This window comes from Bradyrhizobium sp. NC92 (assembly GCF_025200865.1).
In the GTDB taxonomy this organism is placed as follows: Bacteria; Pseudomonadota; Alphaproteobacteria; order Rhizobiales; family Xanthobacteraceae; genus Bradyrhizobium.
Genome location: NZ_CP104171.1, coordinates 479,434 through 502,154, shown reverse-complemented (window position 1 = coordinate 502,154; position 22,721 = coordinate 479,434). Strand labels below are relative to the sequence as shown.

Annotated in this window: 17 protein-coding genes and 1 pseudogene; 5 read left to right on the top strand and 13 right to left on the bottom strand. The window is 65.3% G+C overall.

Annotated features, from left to right (window positions below; translation table 11 throughout):
- Window positions 1–205 precede the first annotated feature (205 nt).
- Together N2602_RS02370 and N2602_RS02365 are read right to left on the bottom strand one after the other, a co-directional pair.
- Window positions 206–1,312: a hypothetical protein gene (locus tag N2602_RS02370; RefSeq protein WP_260381635.1), complete on the bottom strand. Its 1,107-nt coding sequence runs from the start codon at window positions 1,310–1,312 to the stop codon at window positions 206–208.
- Complete coding sequence (locus tag N2602_RS02365) at window positions 1,312–2,745, bottom strand: MBOAT family protein (RefSeq protein ID WP_260381634.1); 1,434 nt, start codon at window positions 2,743–2,745, stop codon at window positions 1,312–1,314. The genes N2602_RS02370 and N2602_RS02365 overlap by 1 nt, the downstream gene beginning before the upstream one ends.
- Window positions 2,746–3,060: 315 nt before the next feature.
- On the opposite strand from N2602_RS02365, the gene N2602_RS02360 reads away from it, so the two are divergent.
- Window positions 3,061–5,166 carry a S9 family peptidase gene (locus tag N2602_RS02360; RefSeq protein WP_260381633.1) on the top strand — a complete coding sequence of 702 codons (2,106 nt, stop codon included), beginning with the start codon at window positions 3,061–3,063 and terminating at the stop codon, window positions 5,164–5,166.
- 156 nt (window positions 5,167–5,322) lie between these two features.
- On the opposite strand, the gene N2602_RS02355 is transcribed toward N2602_RS02360, so the two are convergent.
- Together N2602_RS02355 and araD are read right to left on the bottom strand one after the other, a co-directional pair.
- Window positions 5,323–6,042 (bottom strand): ribonuclease activity regulator RraA, encoded by a 720-nt coding sequence (locus N2602_RS02355; RefSeq protein ID WP_260381632.1) that lies wholly within the window; start codon window positions 6,040–6,042, stop codon window positions 5,323–5,325.
- 114 nt (window positions 6,043–6,156) lie between these two features.
- Complete coding sequence (gene araD / locus N2602_RS02350; RefSeq protein WP_260381631.1) at window positions 6,157–7,893, bottom strand: L-arabinonate dehydratase; 1,737 nt, start codon at window positions 7,891–7,893, stop codon at window positions 6,157–6,159.
- Window positions 7,894–8,014: 121 nt separating this feature from the next.
- On the opposite strand from araD, the pseudogene N2602_RS02345 reads away from it, so the two are divergent.
- Window positions 8,015–8,095, top strand: a pseudogene (locus tag N2602_RS02345) (GntR family transcriptional regulator); the annotation flags it as partial.
- Window positions 8,096–8,155: 60 nt separating this feature from the next.
- On the opposite strand, the gene N2602_RS02340 reads toward N2602_RS02345, so the two are convergent.
- Window positions 8,156–10,336, bottom strand: a complete 2,181-nt coding sequence (locus N2602_RS02340) for a methyl-accepting chemotaxis protein (protein ID WP_260381630.1) — start codon at window positions 10,334–10,336, stop codon at window positions 8,156–8,158.
- A 387-nt stretch (window positions 10,337–10,723) separates the two neighbouring features.
- Between N2602_RS02340 and N2602_RS02335 the strand changes: the two genes are divergently transcribed.
- On the top strand, window positions 10,724–11,143 hold the full coding sequence (locus N2602_RS02335; protein ID WP_172789322.1) for a response regulator: 420 nt from the start codon (window positions 10,724–10,726) through the stop codon (window positions 11,141–11,143).
- Window positions 11,121–14,729: a PAS domain S-box protein gene (locus N2602_RS02330; protein ID WP_260381629.1), complete on the top strand. Its 3,609-nt coding sequence runs from the start codon at window positions 11,121–11,123 to the stop codon at window positions 14,727–14,729. The genes N2602_RS02335 and N2602_RS02330 overlap by 23 nt, the downstream gene beginning before the upstream one ends.
- A 199-nt stretch (window positions 14,730–14,928) precedes the next feature.
- Here the strand turns inward: N2602_RS02330 and N2602_RS02325 are convergent, their stop codons facing one another.
- Window positions 14,929–15,564, bottom strand: coding sequence for a response regulator transcription factor (locus N2602_RS02325; protein WP_172789324.1), 636 nt, complete (start codon window positions 15,562–15,564; stop codon window positions 14,929–14,931).
- A 150-nt stretch (window positions 15,565–15,714) separates the two neighbouring features.
- Between N2602_RS02325 and N2602_RS02320 the strand changes: the two genes are divergently transcribed.
- Window positions 15,715–16,017, top strand: a complete 303-nt coding sequence (locus tag N2602_RS02320) for a hypothetical protein (RefSeq protein WP_172789325.1) — start codon at window positions 15,715–15,717, stop codon at window positions 16,015–16,017.
- Window positions 16,018–16,037: 20 nt separating this feature from the next.
- Here the strand turns inward: N2602_RS02320 and N2602_RS02315 are convergent, their stop codons facing one another.
- The 7 genes from N2602_RS02315 to N2602_RS02285 all read right to left on the bottom strand — a co-directional run bounded on the left by N2602_RS02315 (window position 16,038) and on the right by N2602_RS02285 (window position 22,508).
- Window positions 16,038–16,541, bottom strand: a complete 504-nt coding sequence (locus N2602_RS02315) for a response regulator (protein ID WP_172789326.1) — start codon at window positions 16,539–16,541, stop codon at window positions 16,038–16,040.
- A 140-nt stretch (window positions 16,542–16,681) separates the two neighbouring features.
- Window positions 16,682–16,999, bottom strand: coding sequence for a PilZ domain-containing protein (locus N2602_RS02310; RefSeq protein ID WP_172789327.1), 318 nt, complete (start codon window positions 16,997–16,999; stop codon window positions 16,682–16,684).
- 2 nt (window positions 17,000–17,001) lie between these two features.
- Complete coding sequence (locus N2602_RS02305) at window positions 17,002–17,880, bottom strand: protein-glutamate O-methyltransferase CheR (RefSeq protein ID WP_172789328.1); 879 nt, start codon at window positions 17,878–17,880, stop codon at window positions 17,002–17,004.
- Window positions 17,881–17,940: 60 nt separating this feature from the next.
- Complete coding sequence (locus tag N2602_RS02300; protein ID WP_018321619.1) at window positions 17,941–18,327, bottom strand: response regulator; 387 nt, start codon at window positions 18,325–18,327, stop codon at window positions 17,941–17,943.
- A gap of 33 nt (window positions 18,328–18,360) precedes the next feature.
- On the bottom strand, window positions 18,361–18,834 hold the full coding sequence (locus tag N2602_RS02295) for a chemotaxis protein CheW (protein WP_260381628.1): 474 nt from the start codon (window positions 18,832–18,834) through the stop codon (window positions 18,361–18,363).
- Window positions 18,835–18,861: 27 nt separating this feature from the next.
- On the bottom strand, window positions 18,862–21,648 hold the full coding sequence (locus tag N2602_RS02290; protein ID WP_260381627.1) for a hybrid sensor histidine kinase/response regulator: 2,787 nt from the start codon (window positions 21,646–21,648) through the stop codon (window positions 18,862–18,864).
- A 407-nt stretch (window positions 21,649–22,055) separates the two neighbouring features.
- On the bottom strand, window positions 22,056–22,508 hold the full coding sequence (locus N2602_RS02285; RefSeq protein ID WP_260383824.1) for a response regulator: 453 nt from the start codon (window positions 22,506–22,508) through the stop codon (window positions 22,056–22,058).
- Window positions 22,509–22,721: the final 213 nt, after the last annotated feature.

Genomic DNA, 22,721 nt, shown 5'->3' with positions numbered 1-22,721 from the left:
ATCAGTCTGCCCAGAGAATCACATTCGTCTGACGCGCGGTACAAAAGATTCACAGTCTCGTAGGGTGGGCAAAGCAAAGCGTGCCCACCACTTCTGTCGTACCGTTGAATCGATGGTGGGCACGGCGCTAAGCGCGCCTTTGCCCACCCTACGATTCCGAGCTAGCGGAAAGACCCACCCTCTCCCGTAAAAGGAGAGCGGAAGATCATCGCTCGACGCGATACGCCTCCACCTGCGCCTTCAACTCCTCCAGCGGCGCAAGCGGTGCCTTCGGATCGACGCGGTGCTCCCCGCTCGCAAGCCATCTCAGCACCATCGCATCCACCACCGGCGAATGGTGGATGACGTCGCTGTAATTGTCGAGATCGTGCGTGACCGCCTTGATCGCGCGGAAATCATGCAGGCGGACGTTGGGCAGTTGCGTCAGGCGCCGCGCAATGTGCGCCGTGAGATCGGTGACGATCTTCAGCGTTTGAGGCGAGGCATCGCGCATCGCGACGAATTGCAGGATCGAATAGGGCGGGAAGTAGATGTCGAAGGTTACGTCGGGGTGGCGCGAGATCAGGCCGGCGGCGTCCCGCTCGAAATGCCGGACCATGGCCTCGAAGCCGTAGCCTTCGCCGAGGAAGCGGCTGCGTACGGGGCTGGTGATATAGGCGAAGGCGGCGAGCGTCTTCTTCGCGTTGTAGTCTCGCGCAACGTCGAAATCCCGCGCCAGGGCGTAAATGTCGTCGATGTCCGCCAGCGCGAACTTGACCGGGAGATAGGGCGACGCCCGGGTCAGCGGCTCCCGCAGCAGCGGGACGGACCGCAGCAGCGCGAACAGGGATTCCTTCGCCATCGCCGCGCTGAACAGATAGGAGGCGACGCCTTTCGTGGTCCGGCGGTAGAGATCGACGGACAAATATGGATCGGCCTCGATGTCGGCGGCATCGATGAAGATGAAGTCGTCCATCGCCCAGATCACGCGCCTTGCGCCGCGGTCGATCGCCTGCTCCAGCACGAAAGCCTGCTGGCGCGAATTGGAGCCGGTCATCGCGAGCTTGAGCGAGCGGACGCCGAGCGCGCGATCGATGTCGCTCTGGCGGAAATGGATCGCGAGCGAGGTACCCATGAAGGCGGTGTCGAACGGCTGGCTGCGGATCAGCCCGGCATTCTGCACGCGCGTGTCCTCCGAGTAGAAGGCGGGGATCAGGCGCGAGGGGCGGAATAATTGCAGGGGATCGACGGCGAAGGTGAGCGCTGCGGCGCCGAGCACGCAGGCCGCGCTCGCCAGCAGAAGACGTGTGAGATGGGTGAACGCGCCCTGCATCAGAACCGGAAATAGATGAATTCGCTGTGGCTCTGGATGCCCAGGAAGCCGAAGGCGAGCACCAGCGAGGCCGCATAGAGCACCAGGGGCCGCATGCGCCCCGCCCGCAAGGCCTCGCCGACCTTGCGGTTGCCGTGGTCGTATCCCATCAGCGCTTGCGTGTTCGGCGCCAGCCACACCAGCGCCGCGTAGATTGCGACCTGCACCAGCGCTGCAATCTCCTCGCGGCCGAGCACGATGTTGGCGGGATCAGCCATGGCGTGGAGCACCCGCAGTGCCCAGGCGACGCTCTCGGCGCGGAAGAACACCCAGGCGATGACGACGGCGAGGAAGGTCAGCACGGCGCCAAGCATGCGGCCGGGACGCGCCAGCAACGGAACGTTCGGCACCAGCGCGCTGAAAGCGTGGTTGACGCAGAGATAAGCGCCATGCAGCGCGCCCCAAATGACAAAAGTCCAGGCCGCGCCGTGCCAGAGCCCGCCGAGCAGCATCGTGATCATCAAATTGACGTAGCGGAGCACGCGGCCGCGGCGGTTGCCGCCGAGCGGGATGTAGAGATAATCGCGCAGGAATTGCGACAGCGTCATGTGCCAGCGCCGCCAGAACTCGACGATGCTGGTCGCCTTGTAGGGCGAGTTGAAATTGACGGGCAGAAAGATGCCGAACATCAGCGAGATGCCGATCGCCATGTCGGAATAGCCGGAGAAGTCGAAATAGAGCTGGAACGTGTAGGCGAGTGCGCCAAGCCAGGCCTGATCGAAGCTCGGCGAGCGCGCCTCGAAAGCAAGCGCGACCAGCGGCTGGATGCCGTCGGCAAGGCAGGTCTTCTTGAACAGGCCGATCGCGAAGATGATGACGCCGCACAACATGAGATGCCCGTCCGGGCGCTTGGTCTCCTCCTCCTCGAATTGCGGGATCATGTCCTTGTGATGGAGGATGGGCCCGGCGATCAGATGCGGGAAGTAAGTCACGAACAGCGCGTAGTGCGGCAGCGCATAGGCCGCGACCTGGCCGCGATAAGCATCGACCAGGAACGCGATCTGGGTGAAGGTGTAGAAGGAGATGCCGACCGGCAGCAGGATGTGGATCGCGACATGCGTGCCGAGCAGCGCGTTGACGTTCTCGGCGACAAAGCCGGCATATTTGAAGATGCCGAGCATGAGGAGATCGCCGGCGACGCCGAGTGCGAGCGAGGCCTTTCGTTGCCGGTGCGTGAGCTCCGCCACGATGAGAAGATGGCCGACGCCGTAGTTGAAGGCGATCGAAAGCAGCAGCAGGGCGACGAACTGCCAGCTGCCGATTGCATAGAAGGTGATGGAGGCCAGTGCCAGCCAGATCACCGGAGCCAGGTTGCTGCGCCGGTCGAGCCGGAAATAGCCGGCGAGCACGACCGGCAGGAACAGCAGGATGAAGGGGTAGGAATTGAACAGCATCGGGCTGGACCGGCGGCGGGGATAGCGTCCCTAAAGCATACAAGGGACGGATCAACAACCCGGTGAGATGGCGCCGCCTTTGGAACAGGCGTGCTGGCAATCCACGGAATGGGAACGATATAAGGGAACGCGCCTTCTCCCTCTCCCCGCTTGCGGGGAGAGGGTCGGGGTGAGGGGGAGTCTCCGCAAGGACGGTGAGAGTTGGACTCGCGGAGAGTCCCCCTCACCCGGATTGCATCTGCGATGCAATCCGGCCTCTCCCCGCAAGCGGGGAGAGGCGAAGTGCAGCGACGTACGGACACGAATGAGGACCGAGTGACCCAAGCCAAGACGCCTTCGAAGCCCCCCGTTGCCCCGCGCCGGCCGCATGCCTTCACGCGGCACGGCATCACCGTGACCGACGATTATGCCTGGCTGAAGGATGCGAACTGGCAGGAGGTGCTGCGCGATCCCGCGGTGATCGACCCTGACATCCGCAAATATCTCGACGAGGAGAACGCCTATACCGAGAGCCTGCTCGGCCATACCGCGCCGCTGCAGAAGACGCTGGTGCGCGAGATGCGCGGGCGGATCAAGGAGGACGATTCCAGCGTGCCGTCACCCGACGGTCCCTTTGCCTATTTCCGCAGGTTTCGCGAGGGCGGGCAGCACGAGCTGTTCGGCCGCATGCCGCGCGACGGCGGCGACGGCGAGATCGTGCTCGACGGCGACGCGCTCGCCAAGGACCACACATATTTCAAGTTCGGCGGCAGCCGGCACTCCTACGATCACAAGCTGCAGGCCTGGAGCGCCGACACCAAGGGCTCGGAGTATTTTTCGATCCGCGTCCGCGACTGGGCGAGCGGTAGGGATCTCGACGATCTCGTCGAGGAGACCGATGGCGGCGTGGTCTGGGCCGCGGACTGCAAGAGCTTCTTCTATGTGAAGCTCGACGACAATCATCGGCCGATGCAGGTGTGGCGGCACAGGCTCGGCACCCAGCAGGCCGACGACACGCTGGTCTATGAGGAGCAGGATTCCGGCTGGTTCACCCATTTGCATGAGAGCACCAGCGGCCGCTTCTGCGTGATCGCGGGCGGCGATCACGAGACGAGCGAGCAACGGCTGATCGACCTCGCCAACCCCGACGTGCCGCCGCGCCTCGTCGCGGCGCGCGAGGAGGGCGTGCAATATTCGCTCGCAGACCGCGGCGACGAGCTGTTCATCCTCACCAATGCCGATGACGCCATCGACTTCAAGATCGTCACCGCGCCGCTTCACGCGCCCGAGCGCAAGAACTGGCGCGATCTGATCCCGTATCGCCCAGGCATCTACATCATCGACCTCGATCTCTATGCCGGCCATCTGGTGCGGCTCGAGCGCGCCCATGCGCTGCCGTCGGTCGTGATCCGCGATCTCGCTGGCGGGGAGGAGCATGCCATCGCGTTCGACGAGGCCGCCTATTCGCTCGACACGATGGGCTCCTACGAGTTCGAGACGACTACACTGCGCTTTGCCTATTCGTCGATGACGACGCCGTCGGAAGTCTATGATTACGACATGACGAAACGGACGCGCGTGCTGCGCAAGCGGCAGGAGATTCCGTCGGGGCATAACCCGGCCGACTACGTCACGACGCGCATCATGGCGAAATCGCATGACGGCGCCGAGGTGCCGGTCTCGATCCTCCATCGCCGCGGGCTGAAGCTCGACGGCACAGCGCCGCTCCTGCTCTACGGCTACGGCTCCTATGGCATGGCGATGCCAGCTTCGTTCAGCGCCAACCGCCTGTCGCTGGTCGATCGCGGCTTCGTTTACGCCATCGCGCATATCCGCGGCGGCGCCGACAAGGGCTGGGGCTGGTATCTCGACGGCAAGCGCGAGAAAAAGACCAACTCGTTCGACGATTTCGCCGCCAGCGCCCGCGCGCTGATCACCGCGAAATATACCAGCGCCAAGCGCATCATCGGCCATGGCGGCTCGGCCGGCGGCATGCTGATGGGCGCGATCGCCAACCGTGCCGGCGAATTGTTCGCCGGCATCGTCGCCGAGGTGCCGTTCGTCGACGTGCTCAACACCATGCTCGACGACACGCTGCCGTTGACGCCGCCGGAATGGCCGGAATGGGGCAACCCGATCGAGAGCGAGAAGGATTTCCGCACCATCCTCTCCTACTCGCCCTACGACAACCTCGCGGCGAAGGACTATCCGGCGATCCTGGCGATGGGCGGACTTACTGATCCCCGGGTCACTTACTGGGAGCCCGCCAAGTGGATCGCACGCCTGCGCGCCACCATGACCGGCGGCGGCCCGGTCCTGCTGCGCACCAACATGGGCGCCGGCCACGGCGGCGCGTCGGGGCGCTTCGACCGGCTGGACGAAGTCGCGATCGTCTACGCGTTCGCGCTGTGGGCGGCGGGGATGGCGGAGGCTGAGGTGTAGCCATAGCCGCAGCCTTGTAGGGTGGGCAAAGGCGCGTAGCGCCGTGCCCACCGTCTCCAAATAAGGCGAGGTGGGCACGCTTCGCTTTGCCCACCCTACGACAGCTCAGATTGCGGGGCTTCCCCCTCTCCCCGCAAGCGGGGAAAGGCGAAGGAACTACCGCCCGTTCTTCTTGCGCCATTCCGCGAAATCGGTGAGCGTCTGGGGATCGGTGGCGGGATAGAGACCGAAGATGCCGCGGCCCTTGCCGACTTCCTCGGTGACGAAATCCTCGAATGCGGTCATCTCGAAGGTTTCGTTGGCGATCTCGTCCGCAAGATGCGCGGGGATCACGATGACGCCGTCGGCATCGCCGAGGATGACGTCGCCGGGAAACACCGGCGCATCGCCGCAGCCGATCGGCACGTTGATCTCGATCGCCTGATGCAGCGTCAGATTGGTCGGCGCCGAGGGGCGATGGTGGAAGGCGGGAAAGCCGAGCCTTGAGATCTCGGCGGAGTCGCGAAAGCCGCCATCGGTGACGACGCCGGCGACGCCGCGCTTCATCAGGCGCGTCACCAGGATCGCGCCGGCCGAGGCCGCGCGCGCATCCTTGCGGCTATCCATCACCAGCACGGCGCCCGGCGGGCACTCCTCGACCGCCTTGCGCTGCGGATGGGAGCGATCCCTGAACACGTCGATAGTGTTGAGGTCCTCTCGCGCCGGCATGTAGCGCAGCGTGAAGGCCTCGCCGACCATGGTCGGCTGGTCCGGGCTCAAGGGGCGGACATCCTGGATCATCTGGATGCGCAGGCCGCGCTTGAACAAGGCGGTGGCGACGGTGGCGGTGGAGACGGATTTGAGCTTGTTGCGGGTGGCTTCGGTGAGTTTGGTCATGATGTACTCGTCATTCCGGGGCGCGCGTAGCGCGAGCCCGGAATCCATCGGGCCGCATACGCTGGGGTGAAATGGGTTCCGGGTTCGATGCTTCGCATCGCCCCGGAACGACGGTCAGTAAATCGACGGCTCGCCGATCGGCGCGCCGAAATCGGTCTCCAGAAAGTCGAAATCGCAGCCGTCATTGGCCTGCTTGATGTGCCTGGTGAACATCCAGCCATAGCCGCGCTCGAAGCGGCGCTCGGGCTGCTTCCAGGCGGCGCGGCGTTTTGCGAGCTCGGCTTCGGGGACGTCGAGATTGATGGTGCGCGCGGCGACGTCGAGCGTGATGCGGTCGCCGTTCCGCACCAGCGCCAGCGGACCGCCGATATACGATTCCGGCGAGACGTGCAGGATACAGGCGCCGTAGCTGGTGCCGCTCATGCGCGCATCCGAGATGCGCACCATGTCGCGCACGCCCTGCTTCACGAGTTTTGTGGGAATCGGCAGCATGCCCCATTCCGGCATGCCGGGGCCACCTTGCGGCCCGGCATTACGCAAGATGAGGATGTGATCCTCGGTGACGTCGAGGTTGGGATCGTCGACCGCCTTCTTCATCGAGGGATAGTCGTCGAACACCAGCGCCGGCCCGGTGTGCTTGAGGAAGCGCGGTGCGCAGGCGGAGGGCTTGATGACGCAGCCGTCGGGCGCGAGATTGCCCTTGAGCACGGCGAGCGCGCCTTCCTTGTAGATGGGATTGTCGATGCCGCGGATCACGTCGGCATTGTACACCTCGGCGCCCTCGATGTTCTCAGCCACCGTCTTTCCAGTGACGGTGACACACTCGAGATGCAGATGCGGCTTGATCTGGCTCATCAGCGCCGGCAGGCCACCGGCGTAGAAGAAGTCCTCCATCAGGTACGTCTCGCCGCTCGGCCGCACGTTCGCGATGACGGGCACCTTGCGGCTGGCCTTCTCGAAATCGTCGAGGCCGATGTCCTGGCCGGCGCGGCGGGCCTGCGCGATCAGATGGATGATGGCGTTGGTGGAGCAGCCCATCGCCATCGCGACCGCAATGGCATTCTCGAACGCCTTGCGGGTCTGAATCGTCTTCGGCGTCAGATCCTCCCACACCATGTCGACGATGCGGCGGCCGCATTCAGAGGCCATGCGGATGTGGTTGGCATCCGCGGCGGGAATCGAGGAAGCGCCGGGCAGCGTCATGCCGATCGCTTCTGCAATCGCGGTCATGGTCGAGGCGGTGCCCATGGTCATGCAGGTGCCGTAGCTGCGGGCGATGCCGGCCTCGATGTCGAGCCAGTCCTTGTCGGAGATCTTTCCGGCGCGGCGCTCGTCCCAATATTTCCAGCCGTCGGACCCGGAGCCGAGCGTCTTGCCCTTCCAATTGCCGCGCAGCATCGGGCCTGCCGGCAGATAGATCGCCGGGATGTTCATCGAGGTTGCGCCCAGCAGCAGCGCCGGCGTGGTCTTGTCGCAGCCGCCCATCAGCACCACGCCGTCGACCGGATGGCTGCGCAGCAGCTCCTCCGCGTCCATTGCCAGCAGGTTGCGATAGAGCATGGTGGTGGGCTTGAGCAGTGATTCCGACAGCGACAGCGCCGGCAGCTCCAGCGGCAGGCCGCCCGCCATCAGGATGCCGCGCTTGACGTCCTCGACGCGAGACTTGAAGTGCATGTGGCAGGGCTGCGCGTCCGACCAGGTGTTGAGGATCGCGATGATCGGGCGGTCCTTCCACTCCTCCGGCGCGTAGCCCATCTGCATGGCGCGGGAGCGGTGGCCGAACGAGCGCAGATCATCGGGCGCGAACCAACGCGCACTGCGGAGCTGGTCGGGCGTTTTCTTCTTGGACATGATGGGGTGCCCCATTTCCGGACTTTGTTCCGCTCGAAGGCGCGGAAGATCAGGGACTCGACAAAGACCCGATGATGAGCTCGGTCAAGAGGCCCCGCGAAGACTGCAGGTATGTCGAGGAGGGCAAGGGGAGCTTTGGATGCTGGTGTGCAGTCGCAGCGGGCACATCGGCCGGCTGCGCCGGCTGCATCTGCCTCACCCGGCCGCCGAGGGCGGCCAACGCCGCTCCGCGACAATCGATTTGACCGGTGCCATTCCCGATCTAGGCCGCGTTGCGGCCGCTGCGCCGTTCCGGCCCCTGGTAATCGGCATCGCCGCCTGCGCGGCGGTTCATCGGGCCAGTGCGCAACCTGACGAAGAAGGCCTGGACCTCGGTGGCGAGGCGTTCGGCCGCCCCTGCGACGTGGTTCGCGGCCCCCATCACCTCGTCGGCCGAGCGATTGGTTTCCGCGATGGCGCCGGAGACGGTGCCGATGCTGGTCGCCAGCGTTTGTGTCCCCGACGCGGCCATCTGGACGTTCTGCGAGATCTCGCGCGTGGCGGCCCCCTGCTCTTCCACGGCGCTTGCGATCGCCGCGGTCACCTCGTCGATCCGGCGCATGGCGGTTGCGACCTCCTTGACTGAGGCGACCGCGCTGCCGGTCGCGTTCTGGATCGCGACAATGTGCTGGGCGATCTCCTGCGTCGCTTTGCGGGTCTGCTCGGCCAGCGCCTTGACCTCGGACGCCACCACGGCGAAGCCGCGACCGGCCTCGCCGGCGCGCGCGGCCTCGATGGTGGCGTTGAGTGCCAGGAGGTTGGTCTGGGCCGCGATCGCCTGGATCAGGTCGACCACCGAGCTGATGCTCTGTGCGGCATGCGCGAGCCCTTCGATCTCACTCTCCGAATGCGCGGTCACCTCGCCCGCGGAGCGCACGGTCGTGTTGGAAAGCTCGATCTGGCGGCCGATCTCGACGATCGAGCCCGCGAGTTGCTCGGCCGCAGCGGCGACGGTCTGGACGTTGACCGCGGTCTGTTCGGAGGTGGTCGCTGCGGACGCGGCCTGGCTCGTCGCATGATTGGCGATGCCACCGAGGCTCTCTGCGGTCTGCCGCATGGTCCCCGCATTCTCGCCGACCAGCGCGAGCAGGTCGCGCGAGGTCGCGCGAAATTCCTCGACTGCATCCTCCGTGTTGCGGTTGGACGCTTCGCGTGCCTCCGCCTCGCGCACGAGAGACGCCGCCGCCTCTTGCTGGGCAATCACGTTATCGCGGAATTTGGCCACCGCCTGCGACACCACGCCGATCTCGTCGCCCCGCTCGGCCGTCCTGAATTCGACACTGGTGTCGCCGCCGGACAGGCGCGCGGAATCGCTCACCAGCTCGAAGATCGGACGGGTGATGGAGCGCGCAACCAGGATCGCAATCGTCGCCCCGAGCGCAAGCGCTGCGGCGAGCAGGATCCATTGCAGCAGGAGCAATCTCTCGACCGCGTCGGCCACGCTGCGGGCGTCGTCGGCGAGCTTCGACTGTTGATCGCTCTTGAGACCGCCCGAGCGCTTGCCATCGGCATCCTTGCGACCGTCGAGCAGATCGAGGATCCGGGCGGCGCGCGGCGCGGCCTCACTCGACAGGATGAAGACCGGCATATTCCATTGCGGCGTCTGGCGGATGGCGAAGATCTTCTGCGGCAGCGGGGTGAAAGCCTCGTTCGCCTTGGCGATGGCCCGGTATGCGGTCGCCTGACGTTCGGTGAGCAGATCCGCCTGGGTGCCGACCGACGCAAGCGCGGCCCTGAAGGTCGCCAGCGGCTTTTCGAACTTGTCGCGATCGGCCGCTTCGCCCGAGGCCACGTACAGGCGCAATTGCGATCCCGCAGCGGCAAGATTACCGCGCACATCGGCAAACGTCTTGAGCAGGCGCTTGCGCTGCGGCGTCGCCTCCAGCGCCTCTTCCTCATCGATCATGCCGGTGATCTCGGCGAACATGGCCGAGATCAACGGCGCGACTTCCTTCGCCAGCAATTCGCTCGCCGGATAGGCCGAAGGGGTGAAGGCCGCCGCTTCGGCCTTGTCCTGCGCCTTGCGGAATTCCGCCAGCAGCGTTCTGGCCTCGCTCCAATTGGTCTTGTTCTGTGGGCTGGAAAAGTCCTCTGCCAAGCGGTCAACTGCGCCGGCCGTGCGATCCAGCTCGGCCCAGACGGCGGCCCGGTCGCGCTTGCCCTGCGCATCGCCGGTCAGCAGATAGCCGCGCAGCGTCGAAAGCGTGGAATAGAGATTGCCGACGAGCTCCGTGCTCGCGATCGCGACCGGCGCGCGTTGATCCACGACAGCCCTGATCCGCGACGAAATGTCCGAGACGGCGGCGACGGTATAGATCACGGTCGCTGCGAGCAGGCCGCAGATCAACGCAAAGCCGCCGAGCAGCCGGGTGCGAATTCCGGTGTTCGCGATCGATTTGAACATGAGAGGTCTCGAGCTGATGGCCGGTTGGGGGCGGCTTCGGGGTACGGAATGCCGAAATGAAATGCGCGAAGGTACCGACAAGGGAAAAACTCGCAGAGATTGTAATTCGCCGTCTTTAATTTGTGGTGAAGATCGAGTTCCGTACAACTAAGGCGAGAAGAATGCCTTATGTCTTTGAAATGACTTGCTCGTTCGGAACCATAGCAGATATGCACGCAAGCGTGCGTACCGGCCCCACAGCGCCTGGTCTATAGCCGCGCCAGGAAGGCCATCGCGGCAAACGCGAGGTGCTTGCAGCGCGGACAGAATCCGCGCAACAATTTCGAGTTGATTGGCTTGATTTGCGGTTGGTGGGACTAACTCCGCCGACTCCGGAGGATTTCAGACGTGGCCAACATCCTGATCGTGGATGACGATCCGGCCGTCCAGTTCACCATCCGGCTGCTGCTGGAACGGGCTGGTCATCACGTGACGGTCGCCGGGGATGGCCGCAAGGGGCTAGCGCTGTTCGAGGCGAGCCGGTTCGACCTCCTGTTTCTCGACATCTTCATGCCCGGCATGGACGGACTGGAGACGATGCGTCACATTCGGGTGCTGGCCCCGGCCGTTCCGATCGTCGTCATCTCCGGCCGTTCGAGCACGCCGGATGCCTATGCGGAGCCGGATTTCCTGAAGATGGCGACCAAGCTCGGCGCGGTCGCCAGCCTGCAAAAGCCGTTCCGGCCCGGTACACTGCTCGCCGTGGTCGCAGATTGCCTGAAGGCCCACGAGCCGGAGGGGTCCGATGTCCGCTCCGGCCGCCGATGACAAGGGCACCTCCTCTGCTGCAAGCCAGAAATGGCGCAGCGATGCGGCGGGTCCGGCGAAATTCCCCATGAGAGCAGCAACGACGCTGGCCACGCGGCTGGCCATCGCGATGATCCTGCTGGTGGCGGTTACCGTGGCCGCGGTCGGATGGCTCGGCTATCGCAACACCACACAGGCCGTCATTCCGCGGGTGCTGGAGCGGGTCGAAGCCCAATCGCGCCTGCTCGCGACCAACCTTGAATCCTACGTTGCCGGCGTGCGCGGCGATCTGGTCGGCTATCGCGCTGCAGCGGCGATCAACGGCCTGATCCGCGCGCATGTCGGCGGAGGGGTCGATCCCGTGGATGGCGTCTCGGAGCAAACCTGGCGCGAGCGTATCGCGGCACGGCTCGCGGCCGAGATCGAGGCCAAGCCCATCTACGGGCAGTTCAGGATCATCGGCGTCGACAACGACCAGCGCGAACTGGTCCACGTCGATCGCTCCGGACCGAACGGAGCAGTCAGGATCGCCCCGGACGGTGAACTGGAGCGCAAGAGCGACCGAGCCTACTTCCAGGAAGCCATACGGCTCGCGCCCGGCGAGATCTATGTGTCTCCCATCGAGCTCGCCACGCGTCAGGGGGGAACGAGGGCGTCCCACGCGCCGACTTTGCGGGTCGCGATGCCGCTGTTCACAGCCGACGACAAGCCGTTCGGCATCATCGTGGCCAATGTCGACATGCGCCCGGCACTCGACCGGGTCCGTGCGACAACGACCTCCGGCGGAGAGATCCACGTTGTAAACGCGCGCGGCGACTATCTCGTCCATCCCGACCGCACGCGCGAATTCGGCGCAGCGCATGACCGCCCCAACGACTGGCGCAAGGACTTTCCATACTTCGGGGCTCTGACGGGCACGCTGGAAGGATCCACGCGGCTCATGACCGATTCATCGGGCCGGCCGAGCGGGGCAGCGCTGGCGCCGACCCTGCTCGCGGGCAAGGAATGGGTCGCCATCATCGAAACGATCCCTGCGCCCGTGTTCGGCCGCGTGCCGGCCGCCATTCAAAAAACGTCCCTGCTCGTCGGCGTGCTGGCCGTTCTCGCCGCAGCTGCCCTCGCGGTGCTGCTGGCGCGCTCGTTGACCCGCCCGATCGGGCGCCTGACGGAGGCGGTGCAGGCCATCGGCAGCGGACGTCCCGCGGATATCCCCGTCGATGCCAGCGGCGAAACCGGCGTGCTGGCACGGGCCTTTGCGCGGATGGTGGAGGAGATGCGCGCGAAAACAGCCGCGCTCGAACGCGAGATCGAGGAGCATCGCCGCACCGAGGCGGCGCGAAGCCATCATGCGGCGCGCGAGAGCCTGTTCAGTGCCGCGGTGGAATCGTCCGACGATGCGATCGTGATGCAGACGCTCGATGCCGTCATCACCGGCTGGAATCCGGCCGCCGAACGCCTTTACGGCTATACGGCGGAGGAGGCGATCGGCAAGCCCACGTCGATCATTGTCCCACCCGACCGCCGCGAGCACGGCAAGGACTATCTGCGGCGGATCGCGCGGGGCGAGCCGATCGAACGCTTCGAGACGGTCCGCCTGCGCAAGGACGGCACGCCGGTCGAGATTTCGCTCGGCCTGTCGCCGATCAAGGGACCGGCGGGCGAGGTCATCGGCGCCTCGGGAAGCGCGCGCAGCCTGACCGAGGCGCGCCGCGCCGAGCGGGCCCTGCAGAACCAGCTGGAGGAGCGGCGGCAGATCTTCGAGACGTCGCAGGACCTGATCATGGTCATGGACGCGCGAGCCCATGTCGCGCAGATCAGCCCGAGCAGCCAGACCATTCTCGGCTATCGACCGGACGAGATGATCGGCCGCAGCGGCGCCGACTTCATTCATCCCGCTCATCTGGAGCAGTCCCGTGCCGAAATGCGCGCGATGCGCCGCGGCGAGCGCGTCAAGCTCGCCGACACGCGCTGCCTCCACAAGAACGGGCACGAGGTCTGGCTGTCCTGGCTCGGCAGCTGGTCCGAGCCTGCCAAGCGCTTCTTCTTCGTCGGACGCGACATGACCGAAGCGCGGCTCGCGCAGGAATCGCTGCGCGAGAGCGAGCGGCTCGCCCGCAACATCGTCGAGACCTCGCTCGACGCCTTCGTCCAGACCGACGAGACCGGAAGCATCCTGAACTGGAACTCGCAGGCGGAGCAGCTGTTCGGCTGGCGCCGCGACGAGGTGCTCGGCAAGAGCACGATCGACCTCATCGTCGCCGAGGGCGAACGCGAGAGGGTCAGGGCGGGGCTGAAGCAATTCCTGGCCGAAGAGGACGGCACGACGCTGAACCGCCGCCGCGAGCTGATGTGCCGCCGCCGCGACGGCAAGGAATTCAGGGCCGAGCTGAGCGTCACCGCGCTGAAGCGGCGCGAGGGCCTGCTGTTCAACGTCTTCTACCGCGACCTCACCGACAAGATCGCCGCCGAGGAGCGCATCCGCCACGCCGAGAAGATGGAGGCCGTCGGCCAGCTGACCGGCGGCGTGGCGCATGACTTCAACAACATTCTCACCGTCATCACCGGGACGATCGAAATTCTCGCGGAGGCGGTCGCCAAGGAGCCGCAGCTCGCGGCGATCACCAAGATGATCGACGAGGCCGCCGCGCGCGGTGCCGATCTGACCCAGCACCTGCTCGCTTTCGCGCGCAAGCAGCCGCTCCAGCCGCGCGAGATCGACATCAACTCGCTGATCGTCGACACCGCGAAATTGCTGCGTCCGACGCTGGGCGAGCAGATCCAGATCGAATCGGTGTTCGAGGACGAGAATTGCGTCGCCATCGTCGATCCCAACCAGCTCACCACCGCGATCCTCAACCTGGCGCTGAATGCGCGCGACGCCATGCCCGGCGGCGGCAAGCTGATCGTGGAGACCGGCGCCGCCTATCTCGACGAGGTCTATGCCGGCGCCAACGACGTGCCGCCGGGGCACTACGTGCTGATCGCGGTGAGCGACACCGGCACCGGGATTCCCGCGCACATGCTGCCCAGGGTGTTCGACCCCTTCTTCACCTCGAAAGGACCGGGCAAGGGCACCGGGCTCGGGCTTTCGATGGTCTACGGCTTCATCAAGCAGTCCGCAGGTCACATCAAGATCTACAGCGAGGAGGGCCACGGCACCACGATCAAGATGTATCTGCCGCCCGGCAAGACGCCGACGGCGAGCGGCGAGGGCGTGACGCCGGCGACGATCGAGGGCGGACACGAGACGATCCTGGTCGTCGAGGACGACCGGCTGGTGCGGGACTACGTGCTCGCGCAGCTGCATTCGCTGGGCTACGTCACCCTGCAGGCCGCGGACGCCGCGGAGGCGCTCGCGATCGTCGCCGCCGGCAAGCCGTTCGACCTTCTGTTCACCGACGTCATCATGCCCGGCAAGATGAACGGACGGCAGCTCGCGGACGAGCTGATGAAGACGCGCCCGGATCTCAAGGTGGTCTACACGTCAGGCTATACCGAGAACGCGATCATCCATCACGGCCGGCTGGATTCCGGCGTGATGTTGCTGGCCAAGCCCTATCGCAAATCGGATCTGGCACGGATCATCCGCAAGGCGCTGAGCGGGTGAGAGCCGTAGCCCGGATCGAGCGCAGCGCAATATGAGAACAGTGTTGAAGCCTGCACGAGCGCGAACTTAGCGGCGCAGCGAGCTCTCGTAGGGTGGGCAAAGGCGCACTTGCGCCGTGCCCACGATCTCTCTCACTGCATCACGTGAAGTTCGTGGGCACGCTTCGCTTTGCCTACCCTACGGCATCTCACGTATAACGCTACGACGCGCGCTGGGCCGCCGTCATCACGATGCGGATCAGGTCGGCGGCATTGCGTGCGCCGAGCTTCTTCATGATGTTGGCGCGGTGGTCCTCGATGGTGCGCGGGCTGATGCCGAGCGTGCGGCCGGCCTCCTTGTTGGAGGCACCGGCGGCGAACTGCTCGAGCACCTCGCGCTCCCTGCGCGTCAGCGGCTCGCGGCCGGGGAAATGCAGCGAGCCGAATTTCGGCGACGCGTTCTCCGCCTGCCGGCGTGCATAGGCGCCGATCGCCTCGTCGAGGCGACCGACGATCTCGCTGCCGCGGAACGGCTTCTCGATGAAGTCGAGTGCGCCGCTCTTGATCGCGCCCACCGCCATCGCGATGTCGCCCTGCCCGGAGATCATGAAGATCGGTGCCGGGTAGTCCTCGCCGTGCAGCTCCTTCAGGATGTCGAGACCCGACTTTCCGGGAATATTCACGTCGAGCAGGATTGCAGCCGGTGTGCGGTTTCGCGCGACCGAGAGCAGCGCTGCACCGTCGGCAAAACAGATCACCTCATAGCCCGCCGCCTTCAACACCATCGACAAGGTGTCGCGAACGGCAGGGTCGTCGTCGACCACGAAGATTTCACCGCGAGAGCTTTGTTCGGCCATGTGCCACATCCGGTTGGCATGAAGGACTCGCGTTCCGCGCCATTCGTTATGGCGCTCGGCGCGGATTCGGCCCACCCGTATTTGTACGGGACATGGACTTAACGCACAAGTAGCGGCATGGCGCCTAATTGCAGTGGACGGAGAATATCCATGCTAAATTTGGCCGACACGCCGCCTCCCGTCGCAACGCCCGAAATCGCGAGCCGTGAGCTGATTGCGGCGGACCTTCGTTTGCTGATCGCACAGATCGAGACCAGCATGCGCCGGATCGCCGCAGCCATGGACCAAGAACACGGCAGCGATCCGGAAGGTTCCGCGGATATCGTCGTGCTCGACGACGTCACGCCCCGCTACGCCAGCGCGAGCGCGGCCCTCAATGCCTGCCGGGCGGGCCTCGGCCACGCCCTGCAATGCCTATCGGAATCCGGCAACGCGGCGGGCGGCAGCATCTGACCGCATGGCAGCTCCGCGAGCTAGGCGCGGTGCCGCTCCACGATAGCGTCGGTGGCGACACCACCCCAGGTGTGAATCGCCGGCAGGCCCATCGCGGTCTTGCCGAGATTGGCGAGGCTGATGCGCAGCGCCGCGAGATCCAGCGGCTTCGGCAGGCTCTGGAGCTCGATCCCGACGGAACGGGCGAAGCTGCGGGCGGCACTGCGGCGCTTGCCGTCCATGCCGCTGATGACGATCACGGAGCCGGCGAACTTGGCGCTCGCCATCTCGCGCAGCACGTCGACGCCGTCGCCATCCTCCAGCACGAGGTCGAGCGTCACGCAATCGAAGCGCGCAGCGCGAAGCTTCTCGATCGCGTCCGCAACGGATGGCGCCACGGTGACCTCGTGGCCGGCCTGCTTGGCCGCGACCGTGATCAGGCTGCGCTGCGTGGCGTCGTCGTCGACCACCAGGAGCTGAAGCGCACGCCGTTCAGTGCCGTCGGGCAGGTTTGACGAGATCGGGGAAAGAGAACTTCTGGGCATTGCCGTATCCTGAGATTGAGAGCGCCATGGGTACACGGCTCGCGCTTAAGCCGCGTAAAGCTGCTGCGAGCAATTGACTCCGAAGTCTTCAGCAAATGTGAAGCAAAGTGTCGGAAAGCGTGGCGGCAGTGGCGGCGGGATCAGGCCGCGGCGTCGTGACCGCCGGCCGCACCGCGCTTCTTCCGGTTCTTACCGCGCAGGAACTGGATATCCATTTCGGCACCGTTGACACGGACCAGCTCGCAGCGACGATAGGCGAGACCCGTGGACGACAGCAGCAGGAAGAACTCTTTCAGGTTCAAGCCCTGAATCGAGCCCTCCACCGTGAGAACGGCGTCGGTGTCGGAGATCGCGTTGAGCTTGCAGTCGCGCCGCCAGGTGCCGTCGATGGCCATGATGCAGACATCATAACCGCGGCTGAAAGTCACGCGCTCGACGCCCTTGCCCTCCTCGGCCATGATTATCGTCCCGCCACCGCCGCCATGCGCGGCGCCGCACCGGCGAGAACCGGCTTGGCCGCTGCCGCGCGCGGATCATTCGGCTTGTAGAGGCCGCGCCGCTCCGGAATCGGCCGGAACGTGTCGGTCAGCCCGACCACGGTTTCGGCGGCGCCGAGCACCAGGAAGCCGTCGGGCTCGATCTGGCGCGCCAGGCGGTTGAAGATGTTGATCTTGGTGTCCTGATCGAAATAGATCAGCACGTTGCGGCAGAAGATGACGTCGAAGGTGCCGAGCTGGGCGAAATCGTGCAGCAGGTTGAGCTGCCGGTGCTGGATCATCGCCCGCAATTCGGGATTGATCTGCCAGGTCTCGCCGATCTGCTTGAAATATTTCACCAGCATCTGGATCGGCAGGCCGCGCTGCACCTCGAACTGGCTGTAGACGCCGGCTTTGGCCTTCTCCAGCACCTCTTGCGACAGGTCGGTGGCGATGATCTCGACGCGCCAGCCGGTGAGGGCCGCGCCCATCTCCTTCAGACACATCGCCAGCGAATAGGGCTCCTGCCCGGTCGAGCCGGCGGCACACCAGATGCGCACGCTGCGCTTGGCCGCACGCGCCCTGATGATCTCCGGCATGATGTGGTCGCGGAAATGATCGAACGGGACCTTGTCGCGGAAGAAGAAGGTCTCGTTGGTGGTCATGGCTTCGACCACGTCGGTGATCAGCTGGCGCGAGCCGCCTTGCAGCTTCTGCACGAGCTCGGCGATGCCAGAGATCCCGGCCTTGCGGGCCAGCGGCATCAAGCGGCTTTCGATCAGATATTGCTTGTCTGCGGACAGGTCGAGACCGGAATTGTCCTTCAGGAACTTGCGCAGATACTCATACTCGGTCGGGGTCACGGATGGCCTCTTCGAACTGTACTGGAACACTCTGGCCCAAGCACTTTGGGCCAGACACACTCAGACCATGGCTTGTCCGACCGGGATCAAACCAACTTCAGCGAACTTGTCGGCGATGATGTCTTTGTCGAAGGGCTTCATGATGTACTCATTGGCGCCGCCGCTGAGCGCCTGAGCGATATGAGCCACGTTGTTCTCGGTGGTGCAGAACACCACCTTCGGCTGATCGCCGCCGGGCAGGCGGCGCATGTGGCCCATGAACTCGAAGCCGTCCATGACCGGCATGTTCCAGTCGAGCAGCACCGCATCGGGCAGCTGCCGCTGACAGATCTCGAGCGCCTTCGAGCCGTCCTCAGCCTCGGTGACCTCGAACTCGAGGCCTTCCAGGATCCGGCGTGCGATCTTGCGCACGACGCTGGAATCATCGACCACCAAACAGGTTTTCATTTCGGTTCTCCGGCTTCGATGCTTTTCGTTGGCTCACGCGGCCATTTGCACTTTGGTTTCGAGCTCGAGGACGCGGTCGACGTCGAGCACGACCATGAGCTGGCCGTCGAGGCGGTGGACGCCGCCGGCGAGCTTGGCCATGCGGGGGTCGAGGTTGACGGGGTTCTCCTCCATGCCGGCCTCGGGCAGGCGCAGCACCTCGCCGATCTGGTCGATGAGCAGGCCGTAGGATTCGCCGCGCAGGTCGACGCCGACCGCCATCGGCACCTTGCCGTCTTCGGCCTTGGGCAGGCCGAGGCGGGCACGCATGTCGACCACGGTGACGATGCGGCCGCGCAGATTGAGGACGCCCGCGATCTCGCGCGAGGACAGGGGCACGCGGGTGACGCGCTCGGGCATGAACACGTCCTGGACGCGCGAGATCGGCAGGCCGAACAGCTGGCCGCCGATCATCGCGGTGACGTACTCGACCATGGCGCCTTCAGCGGACTGGGTCTTCTTGCTCATCTCGGTGTCTCCTGATCCCCGTCCTGCTTACGCCGCGGCCCGGCTCAGCTCGGAGGCGCCGGCGGCGCCCGCGGTCTGCTCCTTCAGCGCCGCGATCAGACCGGGACGGTCGAACTTGGCGACATAATCGTGGAAGCCGGCCTGCCGGCCGCGCTCGATCGCCGCCGGCGACACCAGCGCCGAGAGGCCGATGATCGGCGTCGCGGCGAGGTTGTTGTCGGAGCGGACGACTTCCGCGAACTCGAACCCGTTCATGTCGGGCATCTCGATGTCGGTCAGGATCACGTCGAAGTTTTGGGCGCGCAGGGCAGCGAGGCCCTCCTGCGCGGTCGGCGCGGTGCGGACGCGGTAGCCGGCGGCCTTCAGCACCGGCGCCAGCATGTTGCGGAAGAACGCCGAGTCGTCGACCAGCAGCACCGACTGCGAGTGCAGCGACGGCTTCATCTCCTTGCGGGTGAACCAGTCGGCGAACGCCATCGGCAGGAAGTGGCCGACGTCGATCACCTCGGTGGCCTGGCCCTTGATCACGGCCGAGCCGAGAATGCCGGAGGAGGAGCCGCCGACCTCGATGTTGAGGCGTTCCTCGACGATGTCGATGATCTCGTCGACGACGAGGCCCATGGAGCGGCCGTCGTCGGCGAACACCAGGATCGGCTGGGCGCCCTGGCTCGCAATGGTGACGCCGTCCATGGCGACCAGCGGCATCAGCTGCTCGCGGTACTGCACCATGTAGCGGCCGTTACTGAACTCGATCTTGTCGGCGGGCAGCTCTTCCAGGCGCGTGACGAGGCCAAGCGGGACCGCCTTGGGCTGCGACGAGCCGGCGCGGAACACCAAGAGCGAGGTGGTCTGCTCGCCGGAGCCGATGTGATGCGCCCCGTTCTCGTCGCCCATGTCATGGGCCGAGGAGCCGGCGGCGCCGAGCGCTTTGGCAATGCCGTTGGGATCGATGATCATGATCACCGCGCCATCGCCCAGAATGGTGTTGCCGGAGAACATGTCGATGTGACGCAGCTTGGTCGACATCGGCTTGACCACGATTTCTTCGGTGTGGAACACGCCGTCGACGACGATGCCAAAGGTCTGGCTGCCGACCTGGGTGACCACGATGAAGCCGTTCTCGGGATCGCTGGCGGCGCCGTCGTCGATCTTGAGCAGCTTCTTCAGGTGGATCAGCGGCAGCAGCTTGTTGCGCAGGCGCAGCACCGCGGTGTCCTTGATGCGCTCGATGCGGTGCTCGGAGTTGGCGCGGGCCCGCACCAGCTCGACCACCGAGAGCTGCGGAATCGCAAAGCGGTCGCCGGCGGCTTCGACGATCAGCGCCGAGACGATGGCGAGCGTCAGCGGGATCTTGATGGTGACGGAGGAGCCTTCACCCGCGACCGACTTGATGTCGATGGTGCCGCCGATCTGGTCGATATTGGTGCGGACCACGTCCATGCCGACGCCGCGGCCCGAGACCGAGGTGATGGCGGCCGCCGTCGAGAAGCCCGGCGCGAAGATGAACTTGTGGATCTGGGCTTCGCTCATCTTCTCCAGCTCGGCCTCGGTGACGAGACCTGAGGAAAGCGCCTTGGCCTTGATCTTCTCGGTGTTGAGGCCGCGGCCGTTGTCGGCGATGCAGATGATGATGTGGCCGCCCTCGTGATAGGCGGAGAGGCGGATGGTGCCCTGCTCGCCCTTGCCGCTGGCGAGGCGTTCGGCGGGGGTCTCGAGGCCATGATCGGCGGAGTTGCGCACCATGTGGGTGAGCGGGTCCTTGATCAAATCGAGCACCTGGCGGTCGAGCTCGGTGTCGGCGCCGTGCATCTCGAGCTCGATCTGCTTGCCGAGTTCGGATGAGAGGTCGCGGACGATGCGGGGCAGCTTCTGCCAGGCATTGCCGATCGGCTGCATGCGCGTCTTCATGACGCCCTCCTGCAGCTCGGCGGTGACGTTGGAGAGGCGCTGCAAGGGCACCTTGAACTCGGTGTCCTCGTTGCGGCGGGAGATCTCCAGGAGCTGGTTGCGGGTCAGGACCAGCTCGGAGACCATGGTCATCAGGTGCTCCAGCGTATCCACGTTGACGCGGATCGACTGGTTGGCGATGCGGTCGCCCTCGCCCGCCATCTCGTCGGCCATCGACTTCTTCGCGGCCTTCTCCTTGGGCGCCTTTGCGGCTTCCTTGGCAACGGCGGCTTCGGCAGCCGGCGCAGGTGCAGCCTTGACCTCAGTCTTGGCCACGGGCGCGGCGACCGGCGCTTCGATCGCGGTCTCGCGGAAGGCGCGCTCGAGCTCGTCGAGCGAGACCTCGCCCGGACGCAGCGGACGCTCCAGGGTCTGCTCGACCAGCGAGCCCGTGGTCATCTCCTTGGCCGGCGCCGCGGCAACTGGTGCTTCCGGCGCCAACGGCGGTGCGTCTGCAACAGGCGCAGCGCTTCCCGCCGCCATCGCGGCCATGCCCTGCTCGACCATGGCCTCCAGCTTGTCGATGAGATCGCGGTCGTTCCCTTCAGGCTCGGCCTCGGTTGCCTCCAGGCCGGCCAAAATCTCCTTGATGCGGTCGATCGAGGACAGGATCACCGTCACCGCCTCGGCGGTGACAGGCATGCCGTCACGGAATTTGCCCATCAGGGTCTCGCCGGCATGCGCCAGCGCTTCCAGCCGCGGCAGGCCGAGAAAGCCGCAGGTGCCCTTGATGGTGTGGACCAGGCGGAAGATGTTATCCAGGATCTTGGCGTTGTTCGGCTCCTGCTCGAACTTCACCAGCTGATTGTCCACGGTGTCCAGGCTCTCGCTGGTCTCCGTCAGAAACTCCCGCAACAGATCATCCATGAGCTACGCCTTACTGACCTGGGCCGCAAACGCGACGTCCGAGCCACCCTCGGCACGGACGGAAGCCCCTATCCTGGATCGTTAGACATCCCCTTTCACAGTCCCGTTAATTTCATCCTCCGTGCTACTACGGATATTGAAGAGAAGTTTGCGGTTCTGCTGCATGCTGCAGCGCTTTTCGGCAAAACCGCCTCCGCGCCGCAACGGCGGGAGCCGCGCGGTCAACGAGCCGATAATTGCGCGACGAGGCGCGTGGGAAAGTCCTGCTCGCAAAGAACGATAGGGCCGGCCCGCAGGCGGTTGGCGCGGGCCGCCCGCAATCGGCGGGGCTCTCGCCGCGCGCGCTCTTGAACGTTTCCTGGGCGCTGCCGCGATTTGCGCGATCCGCGCTCGAGGTAAACGAAGGGTTACCCTGCGGCCGAGCGGCTCGTGCGGCGCCAACCGAGCTGCACCGCCGTGGCAACGTCGGAGCGGGGGCGATGCTCTGCCAGGCAATCGTTGATGGCGGCGAGCAGCGCGTCCGGCGTGAACGGCTTACGCAGACAACGCGCGGCGCCGAGCTCCAGCGCCATCCGCAGGAAGTCGGGCGCGGGCGAGTTCAGATTTGCGAAAGCGTGGCCGGACATCGCAATCAGCGGGATCACCGGCGCCTGCTCGTGGAAAATCCGGATCGATTCGAACCCGCGCATGTGCGGCATGAAGATGTCGATGATCATCAGATCGAATTGCTTGTCCTCGAGGGCACGCAGTCCGGCTTCACCGCCCTCGGCGATCGTCACCCGAAAATTGTTGCGCTGGAGGTAGACCTCGATGGCCATGCACACCATCGGGTCATCGTCGACGACGAGAATATGGCGCAGATCGTCTCGCCCCAATTGAGCTTCCCGTTTCGGCGATTCAACGATTGAACCGTGGGGCACGCCTTTCTCCTTTGGTTTCGATGAGGGATGGAACGAACGTCGTTTGCGGAAGCGGACGAGGCGACGCGAACCGGCCCGATGGCCAGCGCGGATGCAATGCCTTCCAGCTCCTGAGGCCCCCTTGCCGCTAATTCCCGCGTACGCGTTGCAGGA

Bases quoted from the DNA above. Each gene is read 5' to 3' on its own strand.
- N2602_RS02370 (WP_260381635.1), bottom strand. From the start codon at position 1,312: ATGCAGGGCGCGTTCACCCATCTCACACGTCTTCTGCTGGCGAGCGCG.
- N2602_RS02295 (WP_260381628.1), bottom strand. From the start codon at position 18,834: ATGAGCAAGAAGACCCAGTCCGCTGAAGGCGCCATGGTCGAGTACGTC.
- N2602_RS02365 (WP_260381634.1), bottom strand. From the start codon at position 2,745: ATGCTGTTCAATTCCTACCCCTTCATCCTGCTGTTCCTGCCGGTCGTG.
- araD (WP_260381631.1), bottom strand. From the start codon at position 7,893: ATGTCCAAGAAGAAAACGCCCGACCAGCTCCGCAGTGCGCGTTGGTTC.
- N2602_RS02310 (WP_172789327.1), bottom strand. From the start codon at position 16,999: ATGGCCGAGGAGGGCAAGGGCGTCGAGCGCGTGACTTTCAGCCGCGGT.
- N2602_RS02320 (WP_172789325.1), top strand. From the start codon at position 15,715: ATGCTAAATTTGGCCGACACGCCGCCTCCCGTCGCAACGCCCGAAATC.
- N2602_RS02315 (WP_172789326.1), bottom strand. From the start codon at position 16,541: ATGCCCAGAAGTTCTCTTTCCCCGATCTCGTCAAACCTGCCCGACGGC.
- N2602_RS02300 (WP_018321619.1), bottom strand. From the start codon at position 18,327: ATGAAAACCTGTTTGGTGGTCGATGATTCCAGCGTCGTGCGCAAGATC.
- N2602_RS02330 (WP_260381629.1), top strand. From the start codon at position 11,121: ATGTCCGCTCCGGCCGCCGATGACAAGGGCACCTCCTCTGCTGCAAGC.
- N2602_RS02355 (WP_260381632.1), bottom strand. From the start codon at position 6,042: ATGACCAAACTCACCGAAGCCACCCGCAACAAGCTCAAATCCGTCTCC.
- N2602_RS02325 (WP_172789324.1), bottom strand. From the start codon at position 15,564: ATGGCCGAACAAAGCTCTCGCGGTGAAATCTTCGTGGTCGACGACGAC.
- N2602_RS02340 (WP_260381630.1), bottom strand. From the start codon at position 10,336: ATGTTCAAATCGATCGCGAACACCGGAATTCGCACCCGGCTGCTCGGC.
- N2602_RS02290 (WP_260381627.1), bottom strand. From the start codon at position 21,648: ATGGATGATCTGTTGCGGGAGTTTCTGACGGAGACCAGCGAGAGCCTG.